Raw genomic sequence first — 21,645 nt, forward strand, 5'->3', positions numbered from 1 at the left:
GCTGAACCCAGCTTCGCCGAGAAAGTGCTCACCTTCTGAGCACTTTTTCTGACATCCTCGGCCCATGCGAGCCGACCGCCTGGTGGCCACCCTTCTGTTGATGCAGACCCGGGGCCGGGTCACCGCGGCCGAGATCGCAGCCGAACTGGAGGTGTCGGTCGCCACCGCCCGCCGCGACCTGCAAGCACTGTCGACCGCCGGTGTCCCGGTCTATCCGCAGCCCGGGCGGCGCGGCGGCTGGTCGCTGGTCGGCGGCGCCCGCACCGACCTGACCGGCCTGTCCGCGGCCGAGGCCAGGGCGCTGTTCCTGCTGGCCGGCCCGGCTGCCGGAGTCTCCGCCGAAGTCCGGGCGGCACTGCGCAAACTCGTTCGCGCGCTGCCGGCCCCGTTCCGGGCCGAGGCGCAGGCCGCCGCCTCGGCCACCGTGATCGACCCGGCCGGGTGGGGCGAACACGAACGGCCGCGCCCGGAGATCGCCGACCGGCTCCAGCAGGCGGTCATCAGCCGCCGGCAGATCCGGTTCACCTACCGTGACCAGCAGCGCGAGGCCGACCCGTGGGGCCTGGTCGACAAGGACGGCCTCTGGTACCTCATCGCCGGCACGGCCGGTGGCCGCCGCACCTTCCGGGTCGACCGGATCAGTGCCCTCGCCGAGACCGGCGGGGTCTTCGAACGACCGGCCGGCTTCGACCTGGACGGGGCGTGGCGGTCCGTGGTCGGCCAGGTCGAGCGGGCCCGCGCCCGCACCCGGGCCGTCCTGCTCATCGAGGAACGGTTCGTCTGGGTGCTGCGCGACCACTTCGGGCCGCACTGCGAACAGCTGGAGGTGTTGCCGGACGGCCGGGCCCGGGTCCGCGTCGCCGCGCCCGAGCCACGCGACCTCGCCCGCACCCTGAGCGGCTGGGGCGCCGCCGTCGAGGTCCTGGAACCGGCCGAGGTCCGCGCCGAACTCGCCCGGATCGGCACCGAACTCGCCACCCTGTACGCCACCGGCGGAGCAGGGCGGCACGGGCGTCGATCACCGCGGGGATGATCCCCGGCCGGCGGCGAACGCGGCGATGGCGGCCACCGTCCGGTCGTCGTCGCCGGTCAGCCGCGCGAGGATCGCGGCGGTGACCGGGGGCGGCAGCTCGGCCAGGGCCTGCGCCACCCGGATCCGGACCGGTGTGTCCCCGGCCAGTTCGGCGACCAGGGCGTCCAGGATCGGACCGGCCTGCCCGGGGTCGCCGGCGAGAGCGCCGAGCAGTTCGGCCGCTTCGACGTCGTTGGTCCCGGCGACGATCATCGCGACCAGGGCCGGTACGGCCGCGGGCACGCCGCGCCGGCCCAGCGCGAGCGCGGCCGGGCCCCGCACCGACGGGGACGCGTCGCCGAGCATGCCGGTGAGCGCCGCGGTCGACTCGTCGCCGGTGATCGCGGCCAGGGCCAGGACGGCGTTGCGGCGGACCCGCGGATCCTCCGAGGCCAGACCGGGGGCGATCTCGGTGATCCCGGCGTGGCCGGCGCGGGCCAGGGCCCAGCGCAGGGCGCCGGCGACGTTCGGGTCCGGTTCGGTCAGGACCGCGCCGGCCAGCACGTCGACGGGGACGGTGTCGGCCGGGGTCAGCGCGGTCTGTTGCCGGCGGGCGGCGCTGGGCGAGTTCAGACCGTGCAGCAGTTCGACGATGCGCAGAACGCCCGGCCAGCCGGCCGGGGTGGACGCGTCGACCGCTCGGAGCCGGTCGAGGAGTTCCTGCTCCCGGCGCAGGCGGTCCTCGGTGCGCCGGATCAGGTCGGCGACCAGCGTGGCCGGTTCGAATTCCGGGTCCTGCAGCGCACGCCGGACCTGGCGCAGGGACAGGCCCAGCGAGCGCAGGCTCTCCACGTGGAAGATCCGGCGCAGGTCGTCGTCGGCGTAGGTGCGGTAGCCGCCGACGGTGCGCCCGGTCGGCCGGACCAGGCCCAGCGAGTCGTAGTGGCGCAGCATCCTGGTGCTCACCCCGCAACGCCGCGCCACCTCCCCGATCAGCACGCGTTCTCCGGGGTGGGCCGGGGGCCGAGGGCGACGATGCGGACGGCTTCGTCGATGGCGAGGTCGAAGCCGGCGTCCGGGTCGTGCAGCAGATGCACGGTGGCGCGCGCGTGAGCCCGTACCTCCGGATCGTCGCTGTGCAGAGCCGGCTGCAGGGCCGCTTCGGTCACGTCGCCGAGCGCGATCATCGCCCGGCTCAGGCTGCGTCGCACACTCCGGTCGCCCCGGCCCAGCTCGGCGGCGAGTTCGGTGGCGAGCGCGGCGCGCTGCTGGTCGGGGACCAGAGCCGCGGCGGTACGCCATGACGCCCGCGCCACCTCGTCGTCGGCGTCGTGCAGCAGCGCCGTGGTGATCGCCGGCCACACCGACCGGTCCCCGATCTTGGAGAGGGTGTGCAGGGCCTGGCTGCGGGCCTGGGCGCGCGCCGAACCCAACTCCAGGAGCAGCCCGGGCACGGTCACCTCGGTGGGGAGCCGGGTCAGTGCCCAGGTGAGCATGTCGCGCACGAAGAAGTCCGGCTCGACCGCGCAGCGGGCCACCAGCGCGCCGGCCAGGGCCGGGTCGGCGCTCGTGCCCGCCGCGAGAGCCGCCTGCAACCGCACCGATGAGTTCGCCGCGTTCAACGCCGTTGTCACGTCCATGACCTCAGTCAAAACCTTGTCACAGTGTCAACCGCAAGTCGGCTCAGCCGAGCAGCCAGCCGTTGTCGACGGCGAGCCGGACCGCCTCGGCGCGGGTCCGGGCCCCGGTCTTGCCGATCGCCGACGACAGGTGGTTGCGGACCGTCCCGTCGGACAGGCGCAGTTCCCGGGCGATGTCGGCCACCGTCCCGCCGTCGCGGGCGGCCCGCAGCACGTCGGATTCGCGGTCGGTCAGCGGCGAGTCGCCGTGCGCGAGGCTCTGCGCGGCCAGCGCCGGGTCGACCACGCGCAGGCCTTGGTGGACGCGGCGGACCGCGTCGGCCAGTTGCCGGGCCGGGGTGTCCTTGACGACGAACCCGGACGCGCCGGCCGCCATCGCCTGGCGCAGGTACCCGGCCCGGCCGAACGTGGTCACCATCAGCACCTTGCACGAGGGCATCGCCTCGTTGAGCAGGCGGGCCGCGCTGATCCCGTCGAGGCCGGGCATCTGCACGTCGAGCAGGGCGACGTCGACGTCGTGGGACTGGGCCGCGTCGACCACCTCGTCGCCGCGGCCGACCTCGGCGACGACCTTGATGTCGGGTTCCAGGTCGAGCAGGGCGGCCATCGCGCCGCGCACCAGGGCCTGGTCGTCGGCGAGCAACAACTTGATCATGAGGGGACCTCCACTCGTACTCGGAAACCCGGCCGGTCCCCGCGCTGGCCGCAGGTCAGGTGCGCGCCGAGTTCGTCGGCGCGCCGGCGCAGCCCGGCCAGGCCCTGGCCCGGGTTGCCGGTGGTCGTCGCGCCCTGACCGTCGTCGACGATCTCGACACTGGTGGGGCTCAGCCGGACCTCGGCGTGCCGGGCCCGGCTGTGCCGGACGACGTTGGTGACCGCTTCCCGGATCGTCCAGGCGAACAGTTCCCGGTGCCGGGTCGGCACGTCGTCGGCCGCGCCGGGCAGGTCGGCCTCGACGTTCGCGGCGGCCAGCGCGGCTTTCGCGGCCGCGATCTCGCCCGCCAGGGAGATGCCGCGCATGCCCATCGCGGTCGCCCGCACGTCGGCGAGCGCGTCCCGGGACAGGGCTTCCAGGTCGGCCAGTTCGGCGCGGGTGCGTTCGATGTCGACGTCGAGCAGCCGCTGGGCGAGTTCGGCCTTGACCGCGATGACGGTCAGCGAGTGCCCGAGGATGTCGTGCAGATCCCCGGCGATGCGGGAGCGTTCGTCGGCGACGGCGAGTTCGGCCAGTTCGTGCTGGGCCTGGATGAGCCGCGACTGCCGTTCCAGGGCCAGGCGCATGCCCCAGGTCGCGGCGGCCGCGAGGACCACGGCCAGGGCGTAACCCTGGCTGACCGCATGCCAGCCGGGCACCGTGCGGATGGCGACCTCGACGGTCAGGGCGACCAGGACCGCGACGGCCAGGCCGTGCTGCAGTTGCAGGCCCATCACGGCGGTCGCGGTGATGTAGACCGCGCAGGTCAGCACGGTCGGCCCGGCGGCCGGCAGCTGCAGCAGCGCGAACCCGGCCAGGACGAGAAGGCCCAGCCAGATCGGCAGGACGTGCTGCGGGTACGGCAGGTCCCGCCGGACCCGGCGCATCGTGCCGACCACCCACACGTAGGTCAGGGCGAACAGGACGAGCGCGGCCAGACCGATGTCGCGCCACATGCCGCGCGGGTGAGCGAGGATCGCCTGCAGGTTCTCACCGAGGTAGAACAGCCACATCGCGGCGAACACCCAGCCGGCGCGGAAGCCGGGCCGGCCGGGTGTCTCGATGACAGCGGTGCTCATGAGCAGACGGTACCGGGGGTTCAGACGCGGGCGGTGTCGCGGCGGAACCGCCACATCGCGCCGAGCGAGAAGACCAGGGTCCAGGCGGCCACGTTCAGGATCGGCTGCCACAGGTGCCCGGACTGGGTGAGCGGGTACCGGGCGAGTTCTCCCACGCCGTACACCGGAGTGAATTTGGCGATCGTGGCGAAGGTGCTGCCGAGCGTGTCCAGCGGCACGAACAGCCCGCCGGCGAAGGACAGGATGGCCAGGGCCGGGCCGAGGATCTGCATCACGTTCTCACTGGGCAGCAGATAACCCATGAACAGGCCGAACGCGGCGAAAACGAGCGCGCAGACCCAGGCCAGGACGGCGCAGGCGATCCACTCGGAGACGGGCAGGTCCGCGCCGAAGAACGCGCCGACCACGTTGACCACGATCACCGACACCAAACCGATGATCATCGCGAGGGTGAGCTTGATCGCGACGTACGCGGCCGGTTTGAGCGGCGTCAGCCGCAGTTGCCGGCTCCACCCGGCGGCCCGCTCGATCGACACCATCGCCCCGCCCGACGTGGTGGCCAGCATCGCACCGTAGACGGCCATGCTGATCAGCACGTAGGCGGTGGCGTTGCCGTCGCCGATGCGCTCGGTCTTGTAGTCGGCGCTGGTGCCGAAGAGCAGGAAGAACACCGGCGGCATGACGACGCTGAAGATCACGGTCCGCTTGTTGCGGACCAGCCGGCGCAGCTCCAGGCCGATCATGCCGAGGTTGAAGCCGCCGAGTTTCGGCAGGCGGCGCTCGATCGTGGTGGCGGTCATGCCGGGGTCTCCTCGTCGGCGGTCAGCGTCAGGAACGCGTCCTCCAGGTTCCGGGAGGTGATCTCCAGGTCCCGGGCATCGGTCTGGTTCAGCAGGTAGCGGGCGATCGCGTCGGTGTCGCGCCCGTGCAGGTAGAGACTGTCGCCGCGGATCTCCGACGACTCGACGCCGGGGATCGCCGACAGGTCCAGGCGTTCCGGGTCGGGCAGGGTCGCGCGGACCGTGCGGCCGGCGGCCAGCGCCTTGACCTCGCTGGCCGTACCGTCGGCGACGATCTTGCCGCGGCGCACCAGGACGATCCGGTCCGCGTAGGCGTCGGCCTCCTCCAGGTAGTGCGTGGCGAAGATGACCGTGCGGCCGCGCTCGGCGTCCTCGCGGATCGCGTCCCAGAACTCGCGGCGGCCACCGACGTCCATGCCGGTCGTCGGCTCGTCGAGGATCAGCAGTTCCGGGTCGGGCAGCAGCGCCATCGCGAACCGCAGCCGCTGCTGCTGACCGCCCGAGCACTTGCCGACCAGGCGGTCACCGATGTCGGCGATCCCGGCGCGCTTGAGCGCCACCTGCACCGCCTCGCGCGGGCGGCCGAACAGGACGGCGGTCAGGCGTACCGTCTCCTCGATCGTGTAGTCCTTGAGCAGGCCGCCGGTCTGCATGACGGCCGAGACCAGGCCCAGCGCGACGGCGTCCTGCGGGGTGCGGCCGTAGACCTGCACGGTGCCCGAGCTGGGCTGGGAAAGTCCGAGAAGCAGGTCGACCGTGGTCGTCTTACCGGCGCCGTTGGGCCCCAGCAGGGCTACCACCTCTCCGGGGCGGATGTGCAGGTCGATCCCGTTCACGGCGGTGACCGTGCCGAATCGTTTGACCACGCCATCCAGGTTCACGGCCAGCTGCCCCGTACCGGAGGCCGCGAGATCGGTTGAAGCGGTGAGCGTCATGAGAGCAATTCTTCTTTCCCGTACGTCGTGACGCCCCGGCTATGCGTCACGGCTCGCCCATGACATCCGTCAGCGATTACCGCCCCGAGGCGGCGAATGTCCACCGATTCGCCCGCGGATTACCGGCTGATGTGCTTTGTCCGGCGCCGTCCATCGACGACACTTCGCGGATGGAACCGACGCAGAGCGCCCTGATCGTGCCGATTCCCGAAGCCGAGCCGGCCGTCGCCGGCCTGCGATCCCGCCTGGACCGGTCCGCGTCGTGGGGTGTGCCCGCGCACATCACGGTGATCTTCCCGTTCCTGCCCCCGGACCAGCTGAGCCCGCAAGTGCTGGCCGCGGTCCGGCTGATCGCGGCGGGCGTGCCGCGCTTCTTCCTGACCCTGGACCGGGTCGGCTGGTTCGGCGAGAAGGTGCTGTGGCTGTCGCCGAACCCGGCCGAACCGTTCCGGGAGCTGACCAACCGGCTCGCCGTCCGGTTCCCGGCCGCGCAGCCGTACGGCGGGGAGTTCACCGATGTCGTCCCGCACCTGACCGTCGGCGACGACAGGCCCGGGCTGGCCGAGGCGGCCACCGAGGTGGAGGCGCACCTGCCGATCCGGGCCCGGGTCACGTCCCTGCGACTGATCACGGGCCGGCCCGAGCCCGGCGACTCGTGGCACACGCTGACCGACTTCCCGCTCGGCTGACTACGCCGTCTCGGCCTTGACCTCGTCCGGGCCGCGGGTGACGGTCTGCTCGACGGCGGCCTTGTCGATCCCGAGGGTGTGCAGCACCCCGCCCCCGGGTTCCTCCTCTTCGAGCAGGGCCAGCAGCACGTGCCCGGTGCCGATGTGCTCCTGCGAGAGCCGCAACGCCTCCCGGAACGTCAACTCCAGCGCCTTGCGGGAACGGGCGTCGTAGGGAATCAGCGCCGGCACGTCCTGACCACCTCCGGGCAGGGCCGCGACCATACGTTCGGCGACCGCCTCGACGGTCAGGCCCTGCGCGAGGATCGCCGTCACGGCCAGGCTTCCGGGCTGCTCGAGCAGCCCGAGGACCAGATGAGCCGGGGTGATCTCGACGTTGCCGTGCCGCTTGGCCAGGTTCATCGAGGAGACGATCGCCGCGCGGGCCTGGTCGGAGAAGCGGTTGAAGCCCTGCGACGCGTCCAGTTTCTCCTTCGGCACGAACCGTTTCTGGGCGGCCTGCTTGGACACGCCCATGCTGCGGCCGATCTCGGTCCACGACGCGCCCGAGCGGCGGGCCTGGTCGACGAAGTGACCGATCAGGTGGTCGGCCAGATCCCCGAGGTGGTCGCCGAGCAGGACCGCGTCGGAGAGCCGGTCGAGCGGGGCGTCGGGGCGGTTCTTGGTGATCGCGGTGATCAGGTCGTCGAGACGTACCGGTGGGTCGAGTTCTGTCATGGCGTCAACCATAGGTTGACGCTCCGGTACCGTCAACCTTGAGTTGACGATGTAGGCTGCGTCGCATGATGGGGTTGCGGCCGTGGACGGCCGCCGACGCGGGCGCGTTGCTGCCCTTGCTGACCGATCCGCAGGTGCGGCAGTGGACCGGCGCGCTGTCCCCCGCCGCCTGGATCGACACCGTCCTGACCGACGCGCACCGGCACAGTTTCGCGGTGGTGCGCGACGGCGCGATCGTCGGCAACGTCGCGGTCAAGACGCCGGCGCCCGGCCGGTGGGAGATCGGCTACTGGGTCGCCGCGCCCGCCCGTCGCCAGGGCGTCGCGGCGTGGGCGGTCGAGCAGGTCACCGGCTGGGCGTTCACCCGGTTCGGGATGGACGAACTGGCCCTGCTCCACAACGTGGCGAACGTCGCCTCGTGCGGGGTGGCCCGGCGCTGCGGCTACCCGCTGCGCAGCGAACTGCCGCCGAGCCCGGGCTTCCCGCTGCCGGGCCACCTGCACGTGCGTCGTGCCGCCGAGCGCGGCTAGGACTTGGCGGCCTCGCGCCGGCCGCGCTTGCCCAGGGGCACCTCGGACATGTCGACCGTCTGCGAGGTGATCTTCTTGTAGCCGTAGCCGCGCTCCTCCAGCCACGCCACGGCCTTCATCTCGGCGCGGATCGCGGCCTGCGGGATCTCCTTCTCGTCGGCGACCTGCTCGGCGAAGCGGAACGTGAAGAACGGGCGGGCCGCGATGTCGTACGTGACGTGCCCCTGCTCGGTGTACTCCACGCTGAGCAGGTCGTCACCGCCGTTCGCCGCCAGTGCGGCTTTCTGCTCGTCGGTCAGGTTGTCGAAGGACCCACGTACGGTCACGCGGATCGTGCGGCTCTCACTCATCGGGCCAGTATCTTCATCCGTCCCGCTCACCGACACCCGATTACCGCCAGCAGGTCGTCCGGGCGGGTCAGCACCACGTCGGCCGGCTCGGCCGGGTCGTACATGTGCCCCCAGGCCGCCGCCGCGCTGTGCCCACCGGCCGCTCTCGCCGAGCGCAGGTCCAGCGGCGAGTCCCCCACCATGATCAACCGGTCGGGGGTGGTGTGCAGCCGCTGCGCCGCGAGCAGCACGCCGTCCGGCGCCGGTTTCGGACGCTTCACCTGGTCACCGCCGATCAGCAGGTCCACCGCGATCCCGGCCGAGCGCAGCAGCGTCGCGGCCGGGCGGGTGCCGGCCCCGGTGAACACGACCACCGGCAGCCCGGCCGCCCGCAACGCGTCCAGGGTCCCGGCGACACCCGGGTAGGCGGGCACCGCCCGGCCGTCCAGCTCCCGGTGGTACACCTCCTGCTCGGCGGCGGTCAGCTCCCGCCCGGCCAGGTGCGACAGGATCACCTCGTTCGTCCCGCGCCAGTAGGAGCCGATCACGTCCGCGACGGTCACCGGCGGCCCGCCGAGCGCGGCGACCGCCCGCACGAACGCCTCCGGCACCACCGTCGTCGAGTCGATCAGCGTGCCGTCCATGTCCCAGACCGGCTGCATCAGCGGGCCAGGAACTCGTGCGCGCCCCGCAGCCGGACGTTCAGCCGCTGCTTGGCAAGATCAATGTCCAGGCGTACGTCGCCCGGACGGCGCACACCCAGCGCGGCCAGGGACGTGGACGGGATCCGCTCAGGGTCCAGTCCGTCGCGGCGGGCGACCAGCACCCCCAGCTCGTACCGGCTGACCGCGTCCGCACCGGCCACGTTCAGCACCCCGGCATGGTCACCACCGGCCAGTTCCAGCAGCGCGTCGGCCAGGTCGTCGACGTGCACCGGCGTACGGACCTCGTCGGTGAACAACGCGCCGGTGGCCCGGCCGGCGATCAGATCCCGGGTCAGGATCTCGTGGGCGCCGTTGCCGTCGCCGAGGATCAGCGACGTGCGCACCACCGCGGCGGATGGGTCGATCGCGCGGACGGCGGTCTCCGCGGCCGCTTTCGCCGCCCCGTACCGGTACACCGGATCCGGCAGCGCCGCCTCGCCGTAGTGCACCTCCCGCCCGGAGAAGATCGCGTCACTGGACACGTGCACGAGCCGGATCCCCCGCGCGGCCATCGCCACGTGCGCGGCGCCGTCCGCGGTCGCCGGCCAGTCGCCGCGGTCCCGCCCCGCCGCGGTGTGCACGATGGCATCCGGTCTGACCTGCGCAATGACCCGGCGTACCGCGTCGGGGTCGCGAATGTCCATCCGCACGCCGGCGGTCGGTGCGGGAGCGGCCACATAGGTCCCGACCGGCTCCCAGCCGCTCGCCGCCGCCCGCGCGAACACCCGCCGCCCCAGCGATCCGCTGCCCCCGGTCACCAACAGCCGTCTCGTCACGCGCCCCACCCTATCGCGGCCACCCGCCCGACCGGCGCCACCGCGGGCACGCGTCGTTCTCCGCCGGCTCCCGGCTGGTCCACCCGAGCTCCCACAGCGGCCCGTTCGTCAGGTAGCAGTAGCCCAGGAAGATCGGCACGATCCCCGGAACGCCCAGCACCGGATTCGCACCGACCGCCGTCAGAAGCTTCCCGTCCTCACCGGGCAGCACACTAGCCTGGTGTCCGGGAACGCCGGAAGACAGGGAAGGGACCGCTGATGTCCTACGTCGTGGATTTCGCCACCGTGTCGGCCACCGGGCTGGAGTCGTCACCGGTCGCCGAGGCGCTCGCCGGCCTGCGGGCCAACGAGGCCCGTTACTTCAAGACCAAGTATGACCACGTCTTCACCGTCGAACCCGCGGACGAGGCGAAGGAGACCGTCGACTGGGTGCACGGCATCCTCGCCGACGAGCGCGACCTGACGATCGCGTCCCGCCCGTTGCAGGCGTCCGCGTTCCAGGTGGAGAACATCAGGATGGCGTACGTCTTCTACGAGAGCGGCCTGTCGATCAACGTCATGTACACGCTGGACGAGGGTGGCAAACGCGCGGTCGGGTTCAAGCTCTCCGACGGTATGGAGGTCCCGGAGGAGCTGGGCACGTTCAAGTTCGCCCGCCAGAAGTCAAAACTGGCCGGCACCATCCGCGGCTCCTACTTCGTCATCAAGAAAGAGCACTGAGCCGGGCTACGCCCAGCGCGTGCTCCCGGGCGGCGTCCGAGGCGGGCAGCAGCGGCAGGCGTACCGACGGGGTGCCGATGCGGCCCTGCGCGTGCAGAACCGCCTTGATCACCGTCGGGTTCGGCTCGGCGAACAGCGCCGCCGACAGCGGCGTCAACTCGTGGGTCAGCCGCCGGGCGGTCGCCGGGTCACCGGCCTGCCAGGCGTCGAACAGCGCCACGAACCGGTCGGTCGCGACGTGCGCGGACGCGAGGATGCCACCGGCCGCACCCAGGGCCAGGAGCGGGGACAGGAACACGTCGTCGCCGGAGAGGACCGCGAAACCGGGCGGCGGGCCGGCCAGCAGCGCGACCACGTCCGCGTCCAGGGCCCCGGTCGCGTACTTGACGCCGATCACCCGGTCGAGCGCGCCGATGCGCCGCAGGGTCGCCGCGTCCAGGCTCTGACCGGTGCGCGGCGGCACGTGGTAGACGATCAGCGGCACCCGACCGGCCGCCGCGAGGGCGGTGAAGTGCGCGACCACGCCCTCGGCGCCGGGGCGGACGAACGGCGGGACCAGGCTCAGCGCGGCCACCGCCTGCGGATGGTCGGCGATCAGCGGCGCCGACCGCCGCGCACAGACCCGCGCCAGCACCCGCAGCACACCGTCGCGTTCCGCCGCGGTCAGCGACGACGGCTCGCCGGTGGTGCCGAGCCCGACGAGCCCGGCCGCGCCCGCTTCCAGAATTTCCGAGGCCAGATCTTCCAGTACGGAGTAATCCACCGCCCCGGACTCGTCGAACGGGGTGATCATCGGTACGAAGACGCCGGTCAGGTTCATGCCACCAGCCTCGGCCCCACCGAGCATCAGGTCCAGTTCACGTTCCTGAACACACTCGTAAGCTGAACTGATGCTCGACGTCCGCAAACTGCGCCTGCTCTGCGACCTGGAACGCCTCGGCACGATCGCCGCCGTCGCGCAGGCCCGCACGTACACGCCGAGCGCCGTCTCCCAGCAACTGTCCGCCCTGGAACGCGAGACCGGCCTGCCGCTGCTGGAACGCACCGGCCGCCGGGTCACGTTCACCCCGGCCGGCCGGGTCCTGGCCCGGCACGCCGCGACCGTGCTCGCCGCCCTGGAAGAGACCGGCGCCGCGCTGGCCGCTCTGCGCGCCGGTCCGGCCGGTCCGCTGCGGATCGGCGCGTTCCCGACCGCCGTGCGCACCCTGCTCCCACCGGCCCTGGTCACGCTCGGCCGTGACCATCCCGCGCTGGAGCTGATGGTGACCGAGTTGGATCCGGCCGACGCCCCGGCCGCGCTGCGCGAACGCCGCCTCGACGTGGCCCTGCTCAACGACTACGACGTCGCACCGGGCGACGTCGACCCGGACCTGGACTCGGTGCCGCTGCTCGACGAGACGGTCTTCCTCGCCGTCCCGGCCGGCGGCGACTGCGACACCCTGGACGGTGCCCGCGACCAGCCGTGGATCCTGGCCAGTGAGGGGACGTTGTGTCACGAGGCGACCGTGCGGGCCTGCGCCGCGCACGGTTTCACGCCGCGGGTGCGGCACCGCGCCGACGACTTCGCGACCGTGCTGGCCCTGGTCGGCGCCGGTCAGGGCGTGTCCCTGGTGCCCGAGCTCGCCGCCGGGCGGGCCACCGGCGTGCGCCTGGTCGCGCTGAGCCTGCGGCGGCGCACCCGGATCGCGTACCGCCGAGGCGCCGCCGGCCATCCCTCGGTCGCCGCCCTCGTCGCCGCCCTGACCGGCGTCAACTGACCGTCCGCAGGACCAGTTTGCGCAGCAGCGCGGCCAACTGGTCCCGCTCGGCCGGCGTGAGCAGCGCCAGCAGGGACTCCTCGGCGTCACTCTCGGCGCCGGTGTGCCGCTGCCACGCGGCGAGCCCGGCCGTGGTCAGACGCACCCGCACGCGCCGCCGGTCACCGTCCTCGCTCGTCCTGGTGATCAGCCCGGCTTCCTCCAGGGGGCGCAGCCGGGCGGAGAGCGCGCCGCGGGTCAGTCCCAACTGGTCGGCCAGTTGCGAAGGGCTCCGCTCGTACGGCCGCCCGGCGCGGCGCAGCATCAACAGCACCTTGAACTGCCAATGCATCAGGCCGCTCGCGCCCAGCGCCGCGCGCCGCGACCCGGCCAGATGCCGGCCCAGCAGCATCAGCCGGCCGGTGATCGCCTCCCGGGCCGGGTCGAACCCGTCGAGCTGCCCGGCCCACAGGTCCACATGGTCATCGATGGCGTCGCGCATCGCCCGTACCCCCGAAGTAGTTTTCTTGTGGATAGTTTTTCGCATAACTACCGTCGCCGAGCATGACCGACATCGACGAGGTTCACGAGGCGGCCCGGGAACTGGCATGGGCCGGACGCTGGCAGCGGGCACTGTCGCTGCTGGACGCCACCGACGGTGATTTCCGGACAGCGGTGGTCGCGGCCGAAGTCGCCCTGGAATCCGACGTGTTCTGCGGGACCGCGCTGGCCGCCGGGCGCCTCTCCGCGGCGGCCCGGCTCGGTGACAGCTGGGACCTGGACTTCCTGTGGTTCCGGCACGACTATTTCGCCCTGCTCGGGACGGGTGGGACCTGGGCGCCCGGCCCCGAGGGCAAGGACCCGGCCGCGGTGGAGGCGCTGCGGGGCGGGGCGGTCCGGATGGACGAGCGGGCGCCCGACCCGGTACGGCGGGGCTGGGCGCAGATGTATCAGGGACTGGTCGCGGACAACGTGCTCGGCCGCCGGGATCTCGCGCCGGCGCACTACGAGGCGGCGCTGCGCGCCGGTGAGCACACCGACCTGCGACTGGAGCGGGAGGCGCTGCGGCATCTGGGCGACCACGACCGGGACCGCGGGGACCTGGCGGCGGCCTACGGCAAGTGGGGACGGGCGACGGCGCTGAGCGCGCAGGCCGGTCTCCTGCCCGGGCTGCTCACTCAACAGTTCCTGCTGGCCGTGCTCGCCCGCGACGAGGGCGACGAGGCCGGGGCGGCGATCCTGGCCCGGGAGATCGCGCGCGCGGCCGACGCGATCGGCGCGCAACGACCGTACGCGCACGCGGTTGACTTCCTCAACGACGTGCCTCGATGAGGAACCGGCGTGACCGCGCGACGAACGACCCCTCCTGCTCGATGAGTTCATGCAGGTCACGCAGCCGGTCCCGGTAGGCGTCGACGGTGAAACCGGGCACCGTCCAGATCACCTTGCGCAGGAAGACGATCACCGCGGCGACGTCGAGGAACTCGACGCGCAGCCACTCGTCGCGCAGGTCGGCGACCTTCAGCCCGGCCGCTTCGGCCTGCTGCCGGTGCCGCCACGGTTCCCGGCCGCGGCCGCCCCGGCGAGGACCTCACCGCCGCCGGTCTGCAGGTCGAGAACCCGGTCGGTGCCGGCCATCCGGGCGCCGATCAGCCCCGCGTAGCCCCAGCCGGGCCGCTGCTCGGTGGCCCGGCCGCCGAACCAGGAGAAGTCCCAGCCCTCGACCGGCACGGACACGCCCTCGGCCACGAAGCCCTCAAAAGTGGTGGTCATCACCGCATCCTCGCGAGCCGCGCGGGCATCGCGCCATCCGTTTTGTTTGCCATCATGCAGCGATGACCGTTGCTGATGAGTACCTGGACTTCGCGGCCCGGGAGGCGCACGGTGTCTCGCCCGCCTACGAGCGTCTCGCCCTGCACGTCGCGTCCGATGCTGATCTCCTCGGACGTCTGGCCGGTCTGCCCGGGCCGAAGCAGCAGCCCAACCTGTTGTTCGCCGTCGTGCGGCTGCTCGGCGGCCCGGTCGGCGACCCCGGCGCGTTCCGCGCGTTCGCCCTGGAACACTGGGACGACATCGCAGAGCGGATGCTGGTCCGGGCGACCCAGACCAACGAGGTCGCCCGCACGGCCGCGCTGCTCCCGGTCCTGGCGAGCCTGCCGCAGCCCCTCGCCCTGCTCGACGTCGGCGCGTCGGCCGGGCTGAGCCTGTTCCCGGACAGGTACGCCTACCGCTACGGCTCCCGCACGGTCGGCGCCGGCACCCCGCTGCTGGACTGCACCGCCACCGGGTTCACCCCACCGGCCCGGCTGCCGCGCATCGTGTGGCGGGCCGGGCTCGACCTCAACCCCCTGGACGTGACCGATGCGGACGACGTCGCCTGGCTCGACGCGCTGATCTGGCCGGAACACCACCATCGGCGTGACCGGCTGCGCGCCGCGATCGAGGTGGCCCGCAAGGACCCGCCGCGCCTGGTCCGCGGCGACGCGGTCATCGACCTGCCGGCCCTGGCCGCGCAGGCCCCGGCGGACGCGACACTGGTCGTCTACCACACGTCGATGCTCTACCAGTTGCCCGACCCGCAGGCGTTCCTCGACGTGGTGCGCGCCCTGCCCGGGCACTGGATCGCCGTCGAGAGTCCGAGAGTGGTCAACCCGGGACGGGAGCTTCCGCCGCCCCCGTCGGCGGCGCTGCACAACGTGCTCACCCTCGACGGCGAGCCCCTGGCCTGGGTACGCGGACACGGCGAGTCCCTGACCTGGTTCGGGTCGCTACCGTCCGGTGATGCCGCTGCACGCCGCTGACCTGTCCGGATCCGTCGAGCGGAACCTCGCCGCGGGTTCGCTGACGAGAACGACACTCGCGCCCGGCGAGATCGAGGACGAGCTCCGCAGCCTCGGCCAGGACGGCGCCCGCACCCCGATGCTGGCGCCTGCTGCATTCACTGACGTAAACGTGTCTTTTAACATCGGCGTCGAGGTTCTTCGATAGGTTGACGCGATCAGCCTTACCTATCGGAGGGAGTTCGACCGTGCGACGACTGCTAGTGGCCACCCTCGCCACTGCGTTGACGCTAGCCGGAACGGGGGTGGCCGCCCAGGCCGCTCCCGCGCCCGGAGCGCCGGGCATCGGTGACTCGTACTACCCGGACTACGGCAACGGCGGGTACGACGTCTCCCACTACGACATCCGCCTGCGCTACACGCCGGCCACCGACAAGCTGACCGGCACCACCACGATCCTGGCCACCGCCACCCAGGATCTGAGCCGGTTCAACCTGGACTTCGTCCTCGACACGGCCTCGGTGCTGGTCAACAACCGGCCCGCGACCTTCAGCCGGCAGGGCGACCACGAACTGGTCGTCACCCCGGCCCGCACGGTCACCAAGGGCCAGGCGCTGACCATCGTCGTGCAGTACTCGGGTGTACCGTCGTCGAAGGTTGCCGCCGGATACACCGCCTGGGTTCGCACCCCGGACGGCGCGCTCGCCGTCGGTGAGCCCGAAATCGCCTGGTGGTGGTACCCGAGCAACGACCACCCGTCGGACAAGGCCACCTTCGACGTGTCCGTCTCCGTGCCCGACGGCGTCGAGGCGATCAGCAACGGCGTGCAGCCGCGCCCGCCGGTCCGCGAAACCCTCGGCTACACCCGGTGGAGCTGGCGGTCACTGAAACCGCAGGCCACGTACCTGACGTTCCTGACCGTCGGGCAGTACGACGTCACCACCGACACCACCGCGGACGGGTCGCCGGTCTACAACGCGTACTCGCAGCTGCTCAGCCCGGACTTCCGGGACGCCGCGCAGGCCAGCGTCGAACGGACCGCGGAGGTCACCGACTGGGAGTCGACGGTCTTCGGGCCGTTCCCGTTCGAGGCCCGCGGCGGCGTCGTCGTCCCGCCCGACACGCTCGGGTTCGCACTGGAGAACCAGACCCGCCCGAACTACTCGGCCGGCTTCTTCCGGCGCGGCTCGAACACGTACGTGATCGCGCACGAGAACGCCCACCAGTGGTTCGGCGACTCCGTGTCGGTCCGCAACTGGCAGAACATCTGGCTCAACGAGGGCTTCGCCAGCTACGCCGAATGGCTGTGGTCGGAGAAGAACAACGAGGGCACCGCGCAGGAGATCTTCGACTACGTCTACTCGTCCTACCCGGACGACGCGGCCATCTGGACCACCGCGCCGGCCGACCCGGGTGTCGCCGAACTGTTCGGCGACGCCGTCTACGACCGCGGCGCACTCACCCTGCACCAGCTGCGCCTGGCCGTCGGCGACGACGACTTCTTCGAGATCCTGCGCACGTGGACCGCCACGCACAAGTACGGCAACGCGACCACCGAGGAGTTCACCGCCCTGGCCGAGAAGATCTCCGGCAAGGACCTGGACGCGCTGTTCCGGGCCTGGCTCTACACCCCGTCGAAGCCGGCCCTGCCGAGCGCGGCGCGTGCCCTGAAGGCCCCGGCGGCCCCGAAGTCCTGGGCCAAGATCAGCGAGACGCACCAGCTCCTCAACGAGCACTGACCGATTCGCCCACCACGCCGCGGCGTCTCTCCCCGGACGCCGCGGCGTTTCCCTTCTCGCCGCGACCCTGCGGCGTTTCTCACGTCCTGGCCGTTGGAGCTCACCGGCCGACGCCGGGGGATCCTTCAGCGCCCGCAGACAGCACTCCGCGCCGGCCGGCCGGCCTCAGCCGCGCCTCCCGGCCCGCGAAACACCGCTCCGAGCCGGCAGGCTATGCGCAGCAGGCGGAGGCGGGCGGGCACTGCACGGTCGAGACGGATTCCGAGCCGGGCACGCGCGTCATGGCGGGGGAAGCGGGCCGGGCTCGCTGACCAGCTCGGTGACCCACTCGATGGCGACCGCCGCCTGCCCGGGGTCGCCGTGCAGGCCACCGATCAGCAGCCAGATCCGGTCGGCGTCGCGATCCGGTTTGCCGAGCGCGGCGACGAGCAGGTCGACCTGCGCGCGGGTGTCGCGCAGGTAGGCGCGGGCGACCCGGGCCGGTTCGTCGTCCTCGCCGGGGAACTCGGTGAGATGGTTGCGGAACGCGCACCCCCGGTATTCCGGGCTGCGGACCAGGTCGGCGACCTCGGTGACCAGCGCGATCAGCTGCCCGGCGGGGTCGCCGGCCGTCTTCAGGGCGGTGGCGATGGACCGGTCGCGCCGCTCGCGGACCAGCGTCAGATACGCCGCGGCGAGGTGCGCCTTGCTGGGGAAGTGCCGGTACAGCAGGTTCTTCCCGCAGCCGGCGGCCTCGATCACCTGCGCCATGCCGACCGCGCGGACGCCATGGCGGTAGAAGAGGTCGCTGGCGGCGCTGAGGATGTTCTCCCGGGTGCCGGGGATCGGGGTGCGGGCCATGGTGGCCAGCTTAACGGACCGAGTGGTCCGCGACACGCGTGGAGTGGGACCGACCGGTCTGTGAATTGTGTCCGGAGGTCGTGTCATGCGAGACGCCGTCATCGTCGACGCGGTACGCACCCCCTGGCCAAGGGCATCATCCCGGCCACCGCGAAGGTGCTGCAGCGGCCCTGCCCGACATCGACGCGTTCGAGGTCGACGAGGCGAACGCACCGGCGGCCGCTACGGCCCGCAGACCATGTGCGAGGCCGGCCGCACCGCCGACGCCACGATCATCGAACGCCTCCGACCAGCTCTTCCCGGGAGTCGCCCGGGTCGGCTCGCGGGGCGCCGTCCGGGTCAGGCAGCGGGAGTCGTCCCGGCCACTCCCGCAACCGTCCACCCGTTCCCGCGACCTAGGGTGATCGCATGCAGAGCTTCTCGGAGGCGACCACCGTTCACCCCGCCGCCGACGGATACACCGCCGACCTCGACCCGCAGTGGGCCGTCGGCGACAAACTCCACGGCGGCTACCTGATGGCCGTGACCGCCCGGGCCGTCACCGCCGCCGCCGGCCCCGCACACCCGCACCCGATCGCGGTGACGACCACGTTCCTGCGCCCGCCGCAACCCGGCCCGGTCACGGTCACCGTCGAGTCGTTGCGCACCGGCCGCAGCTCGGCCCAGTTCCGGGCCCGCCTCGCCCAGGACGGCTCACCGTGCGCGGAGTCCCTGGTCACCCAGGGCACTCTGGACGACGCCGCCCCGTGGTGGTCCGGCCTGCCGGTCCCGACCCTGCCCGCCGAGGACGAGTGCTACCTGCTGCCGTCCGAGCCGCCCGGCGCCACGTTCCCGGTCCACCTGCTCGACGTGGTCGAGCACCGTCTCGACCCGACCACGCTCACGTTCGCGATGGGCCACCCGTCGACGACCGGCCAGATCGGCGGCTACCTGCGCCTGGCCGACGGCACCGACTGGGATCCGCTGAGCCTGCTGGTCGCTCTCGACCCCACCCCGCCGATCTCCCTGACGCTGGGCATCCAGGGCTGGGCGCCGACGATCAGCCTCACCGCGTACCTGCGTCGCCTCCCCGCCCCGGGCCCGCTGCTGATGACCATGCAGTCGGCCGAGGTCACCAGCGGCCGCATGGACGAGACCGCCCAGCTCTGGGACACCAAAGGTGCCCTGGTCGCCCAGGCCACCCAGCTGGCCGCCGTCCGCCCCTGACGCCGCCATCCGTCCGTCAGAACCACGGTGGGGCCCGGCCGGGTCTCGTCCTCGGGGTGACGAGAAATCCGTTGGGCTGCCGGGGGTGGGAGGCGCTACTCTTCGCGGCCATGACTGCGGAGACGTCCCGGCATCCCGCGTGGGTGGCGCCCTATCTGAGCACGCTCGGCATCGACGCCTCGGAATCCCCCGGGGCGCCGACGCTCGACACGCTGCGCAGGCTGCACCGTGCACACGTCGAGCGCATCGCCTTCGAGAACATCGACATCCAGCTCGGTCGCCCGCCGGGCATCAGCCCGGAGGAATCCGTGGGCCGCATCCTCGCGGGCCGGGGCGGCTACTGCTTCAACCTGAACAATGCCTTCGCCTCGCTGCTGACCGTCCTCGGGTATGACGTCACGCTCCACCGCGGCCAGATCAACGGCAGCGCCGAGCGCGCGAAGCCGACCTCCGACGAGTACGGCACGCACCTGGCGCTCACCGTCGTGATCGACGGCGAACGGTGGTCGATCGACGTCGGCCTGGCCAACTCGCACTACGAGCCGATCCCGTTGCGGGAGGGCACCCACGTCCAGGGCCCCTTCAGCTTCCGGTTGCAGATGCTGCCGGAGATCGGGCCGGACGCCTGGCGGTTCTTCACCGACCCGGTGCAGACGACCTTCCACAGCATGGACTTCACGCTCGCGCCGGCCGTCTGGGAGGACTTCAGCGCCTATCACGCCGAACTCTCGACGTCGCCGCGGTCCCCGTTCGTCCAGACCTGTGAACTCTTTCGCCGCGACGCGCTCGGGACCGACTTCATCCTCAACGACGAGTTGACCCGTGACGATGCCGGCGGGCGTTCGACACGGGTCCTGACGTCCGCCGAGGAGTGGTTCGAGGTCGCGGAGCAGGTGTTCCGACTGGACCTGTCGGCCGTCGGCGATGACGACCGTGCGGCGCTGTTCGAGCGCATGCAACGTGCGGAGGCGGCCTGGCGCGCGCGGCAGGCGGCGGCCGCTCGGCCCTCCTGACAAGGGTCCGGACCTCCCACCGGGTGCTGTGCGCGATCGGACACATCGGCGCGCGTCGGAAATCCGACGGGAAGGCGGGACCGGGTGGGTTGCCGGGTACATCCCTGTCAATGCACGAAGGACCCTTTATCGTCCGGGCCGACTCTGGGAGGCTGCTGATGGTCCCCCGTCGCCGTGGCACTGCTGGGAGGTTTCGCCCGTGGAGGTAACCGGCTGGTTGTGGACGGTCACCCTCGTCGGTCTCGGAGCGCTCGTGCTGCTCGACCTGTTGCTGGTCAGCCGCCGCCCGCACGAGCCGTCCCTGCGGGAGTGCGTGCTGTGGGTGACCGGCTACGTCGCGCTGGCAGTGCTCTTCGCGCTTTTCCTGTGGTCGCATTTCGACGGTGCCGCGGCGGGGCAGTACCTGGCCGGCTGGCTCACCGAGTACAGCTTGTCGGTCGACAACCTGTTCGTGTTCGTCATCATCATGTCCCGGTTCCGGATCGAGCGCCGCTACCAGCAGAAGGTGCTGCTCGTCGGCATCATTCTGTCGCTGCTGCTGCGCGGCGCGTTCATCGCGCTCGGCGCGGCCGCGATCAGCCGGTTCACCTGGGTCTTCTACATCTTCGGCGGGTTTCTCGTCTACACCGCGGTGAAGGTCTTCGGTTACGACGACAACGAGCCCGAATACCAGGAGAATCTGCTGGTCCGCTGGGCCCGCCGGGTCCTGCCGATGACCGGACGATACGACGGGTCCCGCGTGTTCACCCGCGACGCCCGCGGCCGCCGCCTGTTCACGCCATTGATCGTCGTCTTCATCGCGATCGGCACGACCGACGTCATCTTCGCGCTGGACTCGCTGCCGGCCATTTTCGGGCTCACCGACCACCCGTACCTGATCTTCACCGCGACCGTGTTCGCGATGATGGGCCTGCGCCAGCTGTACTTCCTGCTCGGCGGCCTGCTCGACCGCCTGGTCTATCTGTCGATCGGCCTCGGGGTCGTGCTCGGTTTCATCGGCGTGAAACTCGTCTTGCAGGCCCTGGCCGAGAACAATCTGCCGTTCCTCAACGGCGGCCGCCCGGTCGGCTGGGCCCCGCACATCGGCATCGGCGTCTCACTTGCGGTCATCGCCGGCGCTCTCGCGCTGACCGCGATCGCGTCGGTGACCCGGGCCCGCCTCGACCGCCGGGCGACGGTCACTCACCGTCGCTGATCCCGCGCCGCTCCCAGCCGGTGTCGAAAAATGCCGCCACATACTTGTCCGGCGGCAACGCGCTGTCCCGCATCAGCGCGAACACCTCCGCGCCGTGCCCGGGCTCTTCCGGCAGCTCACCGGCCTGCAGCAGTCCGGTGAACTCGCACCCGTCGAGGCAGCGCGCATACTCCGCGGCGTCCCGGCCGGCCAGCTCCCGGGCCGCGTCCGCCGACTCGGCCTGCCACAGCGTCACCCGCTCCTCGTAGGTCAGCACCCCGCGCTCCCCGAGATCGAACGCGAAAACCGCCCGCACACCGAACCAGCCCATCGCCAACAGCTATCACCGACATCGATGCACGGCAAGAACAGTCCCGGTCGGCATCGCTGCGCTCGCCGCCTCCCGAAGATCAAGTTCTTCATGTCCTGTCTTCGCTGTGGTCACCCTCCGCCGCTCCCGCGGGGACCCTTGTGGGCTTCGCAGGGCCGTGGCCGGCCCCGAACGCGAAACCCACAAGGGCGACCTCCGTGG

29 protein-coding genes are annotated in these 21,645 nt (G+C 71.9%); 12 read left to right on the forward strand and 17 right to left on the reverse strand.

Going from position 1 to position 21,645, the window contains the following annotated elements; genetic code table 11:
- The first annotated feature begins 64 nt into the window (after nucleotides 1-64).
- Nucleotides 65-1,033, forward strand: coding sequence for a helix-turn-helix transcriptional regulator (locus tag ACH442_RS21955; RefSeq protein ID WP_396339924.1), 969 nt, complete (start codon nucleotides 65-67; stop codon nucleotides 1,031-1,033).
- Here ACH442_RS21955 and ACH442_RS21960 read toward each other — a convergent pair.
- Genes ACH442_RS21960 through ACH442_RS21985 form a run of 6 tightly spaced genes read right to left on the reverse strand, consistent with a single transcriptional unit; the run spans nucleotide 1,019 to nucleotide 6,160 of the window.
- Nucleotides 1,019-2,011: a HEAT repeat domain-containing protein gene (locus tag ACH442_RS21960; RefSeq protein ID WP_396339925.1), complete on the reverse strand. Its 993-nt coding sequence runs from the start codon at nucleotides 2,009-2,011 to the stop codon at nucleotides 1,019-1,021. The genes ACH442_RS21955 and ACH442_RS21960 overlap by 15 nt on opposite strands.
- On the reverse strand, nucleotides 2,005-2,652 hold the full coding sequence (locus tag ACH442_RS21965) for a HEAT repeat domain-containing protein (RefSeq protein WP_396339926.1): 648 nt from the start codon (nucleotides 2,650-2,652) through the stop codon (nucleotides 2,005-2,007). The genes ACH442_RS21960 and ACH442_RS21965 overlap by 7 nt, the downstream gene beginning before the upstream one ends.
- A gap of 43 nt (nucleotides 2,653-2,695) precedes the next feature.
- Entirely contained in the window at nucleotides 2,696-3,307 is a 612-nt protein-coding gene (locus ACH442_RS21970) for a response regulator (RefSeq protein ID WP_396339927.1), read from the reverse strand.
- A complete protein-coding gene (locus ACH442_RS21975) occupies nucleotides 3,304-4,425 on the reverse strand; it encodes a sensor histidine kinase (protein ID WP_396339928.1) in 1,122 nt (373 codons plus the stop codon). Before ACH442_RS21975 ends, ACH442_RS21970 begins: the two co-directional genes overlap by 4 nt.
- 20 nt (nucleotides 4,426-4,445) lie before the next feature.
- Entirely contained in the window at nucleotides 4,446-5,225 is a 780-nt protein-coding gene (locus ACH442_RS21980) for an ABC transporter permease (protein ID WP_396339929.1), read from the reverse strand.
- Entirely contained in the window at nucleotides 5,222-6,160 is a 939-nt protein-coding gene (locus tag ACH442_RS21985) for an ABC transporter ATP-binding protein (RefSeq protein WP_396339930.1), read from the reverse strand. Before ACH442_RS21985 ends, ACH442_RS21980 begins: the two co-directional genes overlap by 4 nt.
- Nucleotides 6,161-6,330: 170 nt before the next feature.
- Between ACH442_RS21985 and ACH442_RS21990 the strand changes: the two genes are divergently transcribed.
- Nucleotides 6,331-6,849 (forward strand): 2'-5' RNA ligase family protein, encoded by a 519-nt coding sequence (locus tag ACH442_RS21990; RefSeq protein ID WP_396339931.1) that lies wholly within the window; start codon nucleotides 6,331-6,333, stop codon nucleotides 6,847-6,849.
- On the opposite strand, the gene ACH442_RS21995 is transcribed toward ACH442_RS21990, so the two are convergent.
- Complete coding sequence (locus ACH442_RS21995) at nucleotides 6,850-7,566, reverse strand: Clp protease N-terminal domain-containing protein (RefSeq protein WP_396339932.1); 717 nt, start codon at nucleotides 7,564-7,566, stop codon at nucleotides 6,850-6,852.
- Between the two features lie 65 nt (nucleotides 7,567-7,631).
- On the opposite strand from ACH442_RS21995, the gene ACH442_RS22000 reads away from it, so the two are divergent.
- The gene (locus tag ACH442_RS22000; RefSeq protein ID WP_396339933.1) at nucleotides 7,632-8,096 is read left to right on the forward strand and encodes a GNAT family N-acetyltransferase; all 465 of its coding nucleotides are present in this window, start codon (nucleotides 7,632-7,634) and stop codon (nucleotides 8,094-8,096) included.
- Here the strand turns inward: ACH442_RS22000 and ACH442_RS22005 are convergent.
- The 4 genes from ACH442_RS22005 to ACH442_RS22020 are packed head-to-tail and all read right to left on the reverse strand — an operon-like array spanning nucleotide 8,093 to nucleotide 10,116.
- Nucleotides 8,093-8,446 carry a DUF6204 family protein gene (locus tag ACH442_RS22005; RefSeq protein WP_396339934.1) on the reverse strand — a complete coding sequence of 118 codons (354 nt, stop codon included), beginning with the start codon at nucleotides 8,444-8,446 and terminating at the stop codon, nucleotides 8,093-8,095. The genes ACH442_RS22000 and ACH442_RS22005 overlap by 4 nt on opposite strands.
- A gap of 26 nt (nucleotides 8,447-8,472) precedes the next feature.
- Nucleotides 8,473-9,087 (reverse strand): HAD family hydrolase, encoded by a 615-nt coding sequence (locus ACH442_RS22010; protein WP_396339935.1) that lies wholly within the window; start codon nucleotides 9,085-9,087, stop codon nucleotides 8,473-8,475.
- A complete protein-coding gene (locus ACH442_RS22015) occupies nucleotides 9,087-9,905 on the reverse strand; it encodes an SDR family oxidoreductase (protein ID WP_396339936.1) in 819 nt (272 codons plus the stop codon). The genes ACH442_RS22010 and ACH442_RS22015 overlap by 1 nt, the downstream gene beginning before the upstream one ends.
- Nucleotides 9,906-9,915: 10 nt before the next feature.
- Nucleotides 9,916-10,116: a hypothetical protein gene (locus tag ACH442_RS22020; RefSeq protein WP_396339937.1), complete on the reverse strand. Its 201-nt coding sequence runs from the start codon at nucleotides 10,114-10,116 to the stop codon at nucleotides 9,916-9,918.
- Nucleotides 10,117-10,163: 47 nt separating this feature from the next.
- Between ACH442_RS22020 and ACH442_RS22025 the strand changes: the two genes are divergently transcribed.
- Nucleotides 10,164-10,625, forward strand: a complete 462-nt coding sequence (locus ACH442_RS22025) for a phage tail protein (RefSeq protein ID WP_396339938.1) — start codon at nucleotides 10,164-10,166, stop codon at nucleotides 10,623-10,625.
- Here the strand turns inward: ACH442_RS22025 and ACH442_RS22030 are convergent.
- Nucleotides 10,609-11,445 carry a 4-hydroxy-tetrahydrodipicolinate synthase family protein gene (locus ACH442_RS22030; protein WP_396339939.1) on the reverse strand — a complete coding sequence of 279 codons (837 nt, stop codon included), beginning with the start codon at nucleotides 11,443-11,445 and terminating at the stop codon, nucleotides 10,609-10,611. The two genes, ACH442_RS22025 and ACH442_RS22030, sit on opposite strands and share 17 nt — an antisense overlap.
- 70 nt (nucleotides 11,446-11,515) lie before the next feature.
- Between ACH442_RS22030 and ACH442_RS22035 the strand changes: the two genes are divergently transcribed.
- Nucleotides 11,516-12,382, forward strand: a complete 867-nt coding sequence (locus tag ACH442_RS22035) for a LysR family transcriptional regulator (RefSeq protein ID WP_396339940.1) — start codon at nucleotides 11,516-11,518, stop codon at nucleotides 12,380-12,382.
- Here the strand turns inward: ACH442_RS22035 and ACH442_RS22040 are convergent.
- Entirely contained in the window at nucleotides 12,375-12,863 is a 489-nt protein-coding gene (locus tag ACH442_RS22040) for a MarR family winged helix-turn-helix transcriptional regulator (RefSeq protein WP_396339941.1), read from the reverse strand. The genes ACH442_RS22035 and ACH442_RS22040 overlap by 8 nt on opposite strands.
- Before the next feature lie 62 nt (nucleotides 12,864-12,925).
- Between ACH442_RS22040 and ACH442_RS22045 the strand changes: the two genes are divergently transcribed.
- A complete protein-coding gene (locus ACH442_RS22045) occupies nucleotides 12,926-13,693 on the forward strand; it encodes a hypothetical protein (RefSeq protein WP_396339942.1) in 768 nt (255 codons plus the stop codon).
- Here the strand turns inward: ACH442_RS22045 and ACH442_RS22050 are convergent.
- Nucleotides 13,674-13,826 (reverse strand): hypothetical protein, encoded by a 153-nt coding sequence (locus ACH442_RS22050; protein ID WP_396339943.1) that lies wholly within the window; start codon nucleotides 13,824-13,826, stop codon nucleotides 13,674-13,676. The genes ACH442_RS22045 and ACH442_RS22050 overlap by 20 nt on opposite strands.
- Before the next feature lie 56 nt (nucleotides 13,827-13,882).
- A complete protein-coding gene (locus ACH442_RS22055) occupies nucleotides 13,883-14,134 on the reverse strand; it encodes a hypothetical protein (RefSeq protein ID WP_396339944.1) in 252 nt (83 codons plus the stop codon).
- Nucleotides 14,135-14,196: 62 nt separating this feature from the next.
- On the opposite strand from ACH442_RS22055, the gene ACH442_RS22060 reads away from it, so the two are divergent.
- Genes ACH442_RS22060 through ACH442_RS22070 form a run of 3 tightly spaced genes read left to right on the forward strand, consistent with a single transcriptional unit; the run spans nucleotide 14,197 to nucleotide 16,880 of the window.
- Nucleotides 14,197-15,162 carry a DUF2332 domain-containing protein gene (locus tag ACH442_RS22060; protein WP_396339945.1) on the forward strand — a complete coding sequence of 322 codons (966 nt, stop codon included), beginning with the start codon at nucleotides 14,197-14,199 and terminating at the stop codon, nucleotides 15,160-15,162.
- Nucleotides 15,143-15,349 carry a hypothetical protein gene (locus tag ACH442_RS22065; RefSeq protein ID WP_396339946.1) on the forward strand — a complete coding sequence of 69 codons (207 nt, stop codon included), beginning with the start codon at nucleotides 15,143-15,145 and terminating at the stop codon, nucleotides 15,347-15,349. The genes ACH442_RS22060 and ACH442_RS22065 overlap by 20 nt, the downstream gene beginning before the upstream one ends.
- A 40-nt stretch (nucleotides 15,350-15,389) precedes the next feature.
- Nucleotides 15,390-16,880, forward strand: coding sequence for a M1 family metallopeptidase (locus ACH442_RS22070; protein WP_396339947.1), 1,491 nt, complete (start codon nucleotides 15,390-15,392; stop codon nucleotides 16,878-16,880).
- Between the two features lie 279 nt (nucleotides 16,881-17,159).
- Here ACH442_RS22070 and ACH442_RS22075 read toward each other — a convergent pair whose 3' ends face one another.
- Nucleotides 17,160-17,720, reverse strand: coding sequence for a TetR/AcrR family transcriptional regulator (locus tag ACH442_RS22075; protein ID WP_396339948.1), 561 nt, complete (start codon nucleotides 17,718-17,720; stop codon nucleotides 17,160-17,162).
- A 408-nt stretch (nucleotides 17,721-18,128) separates the two neighbouring features.
- On the opposite strand from ACH442_RS22075, the gene ACH442_RS22080 reads away from it, so the two are divergent.
- From ACH442_RS22080 to ACH442_RS22090, 3 genes are all read left to right on the forward strand, one after another.
- Nucleotides 18,129-18,926 carry a thioesterase family protein gene (locus tag ACH442_RS22080; RefSeq protein ID WP_396339949.1) on the forward strand — a complete coding sequence of 266 codons (798 nt, stop codon included), beginning with the start codon at nucleotides 18,129-18,131 and terminating at the stop codon, nucleotides 18,924-18,926.
- Between the two features lie 110 nt (nucleotides 18,927-19,036).
- Entirely contained in the window at nucleotides 19,037-19,939 is a 903-nt protein-coding gene (locus ACH442_RS22085; RefSeq protein WP_396339950.1) for an arylamine N-acetyltransferase, read from the forward strand.
- Between the two features lie 199 nt (nucleotides 19,940-20,138).
- The gene (locus tag ACH442_RS22090) at nucleotides 20,139-21,134 is read left to right on the forward strand and encodes a TerC family protein (protein ID WP_396339951.1); all 996 of its coding nucleotides are present in this window, start codon (nucleotides 20,139-20,141) and stop codon (nucleotides 21,132-21,134) included.
- Here ACH442_RS22090 and ACH442_RS22095 read toward each other — a convergent pair.
- Nucleotides 21,118-21,444 (reverse strand): hypothetical protein, encoded by a 327-nt coding sequence (locus tag ACH442_RS22095; protein WP_396339952.1) that lies wholly within the window; start codon nucleotides 21,442-21,444, stop codon nucleotides 21,118-21,120. The two genes, ACH442_RS22090 and ACH442_RS22095, sit on opposite strands and share 17 nt — an antisense overlap.
- Between the last annotated feature and the right edge of the window lie 201 nt (nucleotides 21,445-21,645).

This window comes from Actinoplanes sp. NPDC020271 (genome assembly GCF_044388125.1).
GTDB lineage: Bacteria > Actinomycetota > Actinomycetes > Mycobacteriales > Micromonosporaceae > Actinoplanes.

Bases quoted from the DNA above. Each gene is read 5' to 3' on its own strand.
- ACH442_RS21955 (WP_396339924.1), top strand. From the start codon at position 65: ATGCGAGCCGACCGCCTGGTGGCCACCCTTCTGTTGATGCAGACCCGG.
- ACH442_RS21965 (WP_396339926.1), bottom strand. From the start codon at position 2,652: ATGGACGTGACAACGGCGTTGAACGCGGCGAACTCATCGGTGCGGTTG.
- ACH442_RS21970 (WP_396339927.1), bottom strand. From the start codon at position 3,307: ATGATCAAGTTGTTGCTCGCCGACGACCAGGCCCTGGTGCGCGGCGCG.
- ACH442_RS21975 (WP_396339928.1), bottom strand. From the start codon at position 4,425: ATGAGCACCGCTGTCATCGAGACACCCGGCCGGCCCGGCTTCCGCGCC.
- ACH442_RS21980 (WP_396339929.1), bottom strand. From the start codon at position 5,225: ATGACCGCCACCACGATCGAGCGCCGCCTGCCGAAACTCGGCGGCTTC.
- ACH442_RS21985 (WP_396339930.1), bottom strand. From the start codon at position 6,160: ATGACGCTCACCGCTTCAACCGATCTCGCGGCCTCCGGTACGGGGCAG.
- ACH442_RS21990 (WP_396339931.1), top strand. From the start codon at position 6,331: ATGGAACCGACGCAGAGCGCCCTGATCGTGCCGATTCCCGAAGCCGAG.
- ACH442_RS21995 (WP_396339932.1), bottom strand. From the start codon at position 7,566: ATGACAGAACTCGACCCACCGGTACGTCTCGACGACCTGATCACCGCG.
- ACH442_RS22000 (WP_396339933.1), top strand. From the start codon at position 7,632: ATGATGGGGTTGCGGCCGTGGACGGCCGCCGACGCGGGCGCGTTGCTG.
- ACH442_RS22005 (WP_396339934.1), bottom strand. From the start codon at position 8,446: ATGAGTGAGAGCCGCACGATCCGCGTGACCGTACGTGGGTCCTTCGAC.
- ACH442_RS22010 (WP_396339935.1), bottom strand. From the start codon at position 9,087: ATGCAGCCGGTCTGGGACATGGACGGCACGCTGATCGACTCGACGACG.
- ACH442_RS22025 (WP_396339938.1), top strand. From the start codon at position 10,164: ATGTCCTACGTCGTGGATTTCGCCACCGTGTCGGCCACCGGGCTGGAG.
- ACH442_RS22030 (WP_396339939.1), bottom strand. From the start codon at position 11,445: ATGAACCTGACCGGCGTCTTCGTACCGATGATCACCCCGTTCGACGAG.
- ACH442_RS22035 (WP_396339940.1), top strand. From the start codon at position 11,516: ATGCTCGACGTCCGCAAACTGCGCCTGCTCTGCGACCTGGAACGCCTC.
- ACH442_RS22040 (WP_396339941.1), bottom strand. From the start codon at position 12,863: ATGCGCGACGCCATCGATGACCATGTGGACCTGTGGGCCGGGCAGCTC.
- ACH442_RS22045 (WP_396339942.1), top strand. From the start codon at position 12,926: ATGACCGACATCGACGAGGTTCACGAGGCGGCCCGGGAACTGGCATGG.
- ACH442_RS22055 (WP_396339944.1), bottom strand. From the start codon at position 14,134: ATGACCACCACTTTTGAGGGCTTCGTGGCCGAGGGCGTGTCCGTGCCG.
- ACH442_RS22060 (WP_396339945.1), top strand. From the start codon at position 14,197: ATGACCGTTGCTGATGAGTACCTGGACTTCGCGGCCCGGGAGGCGCAC.
- ACH442_RS22065 (WP_396339946.1), top strand. From the start codon at position 15,143: ATGCCGCTGCACGCCGCTGACCTGTCCGGATCCGTCGAGCGGAACCTC.
- ACH442_RS22075 (WP_396339948.1), bottom strand. From the start codon at position 17,720: ATGGCCCGCACCCCGATCCCCGGCACCCGGGAGAACATCCTCAGCGCC.
- ACH442_RS22080 (WP_396339949.1), top strand. From the start codon at position 18,129: ATGCAGAGCTTCTCGGAGGCGACCACCGTTCACCCCGCCGCCGACGGA.
- ACH442_RS22085 (WP_396339950.1), top strand. From the start codon at position 19,037: ATGACTGCGGAGACGTCCCGGCATCCCGCGTGGGTGGCGCCCTATCTG.
- ACH442_RS22095 (WP_396339952.1), bottom strand. From the start codon at position 21,444: ATGGGCTGGTTCGGTGTGCGGGCGGTTTTCGCGTTCGATCTCGGGGAG.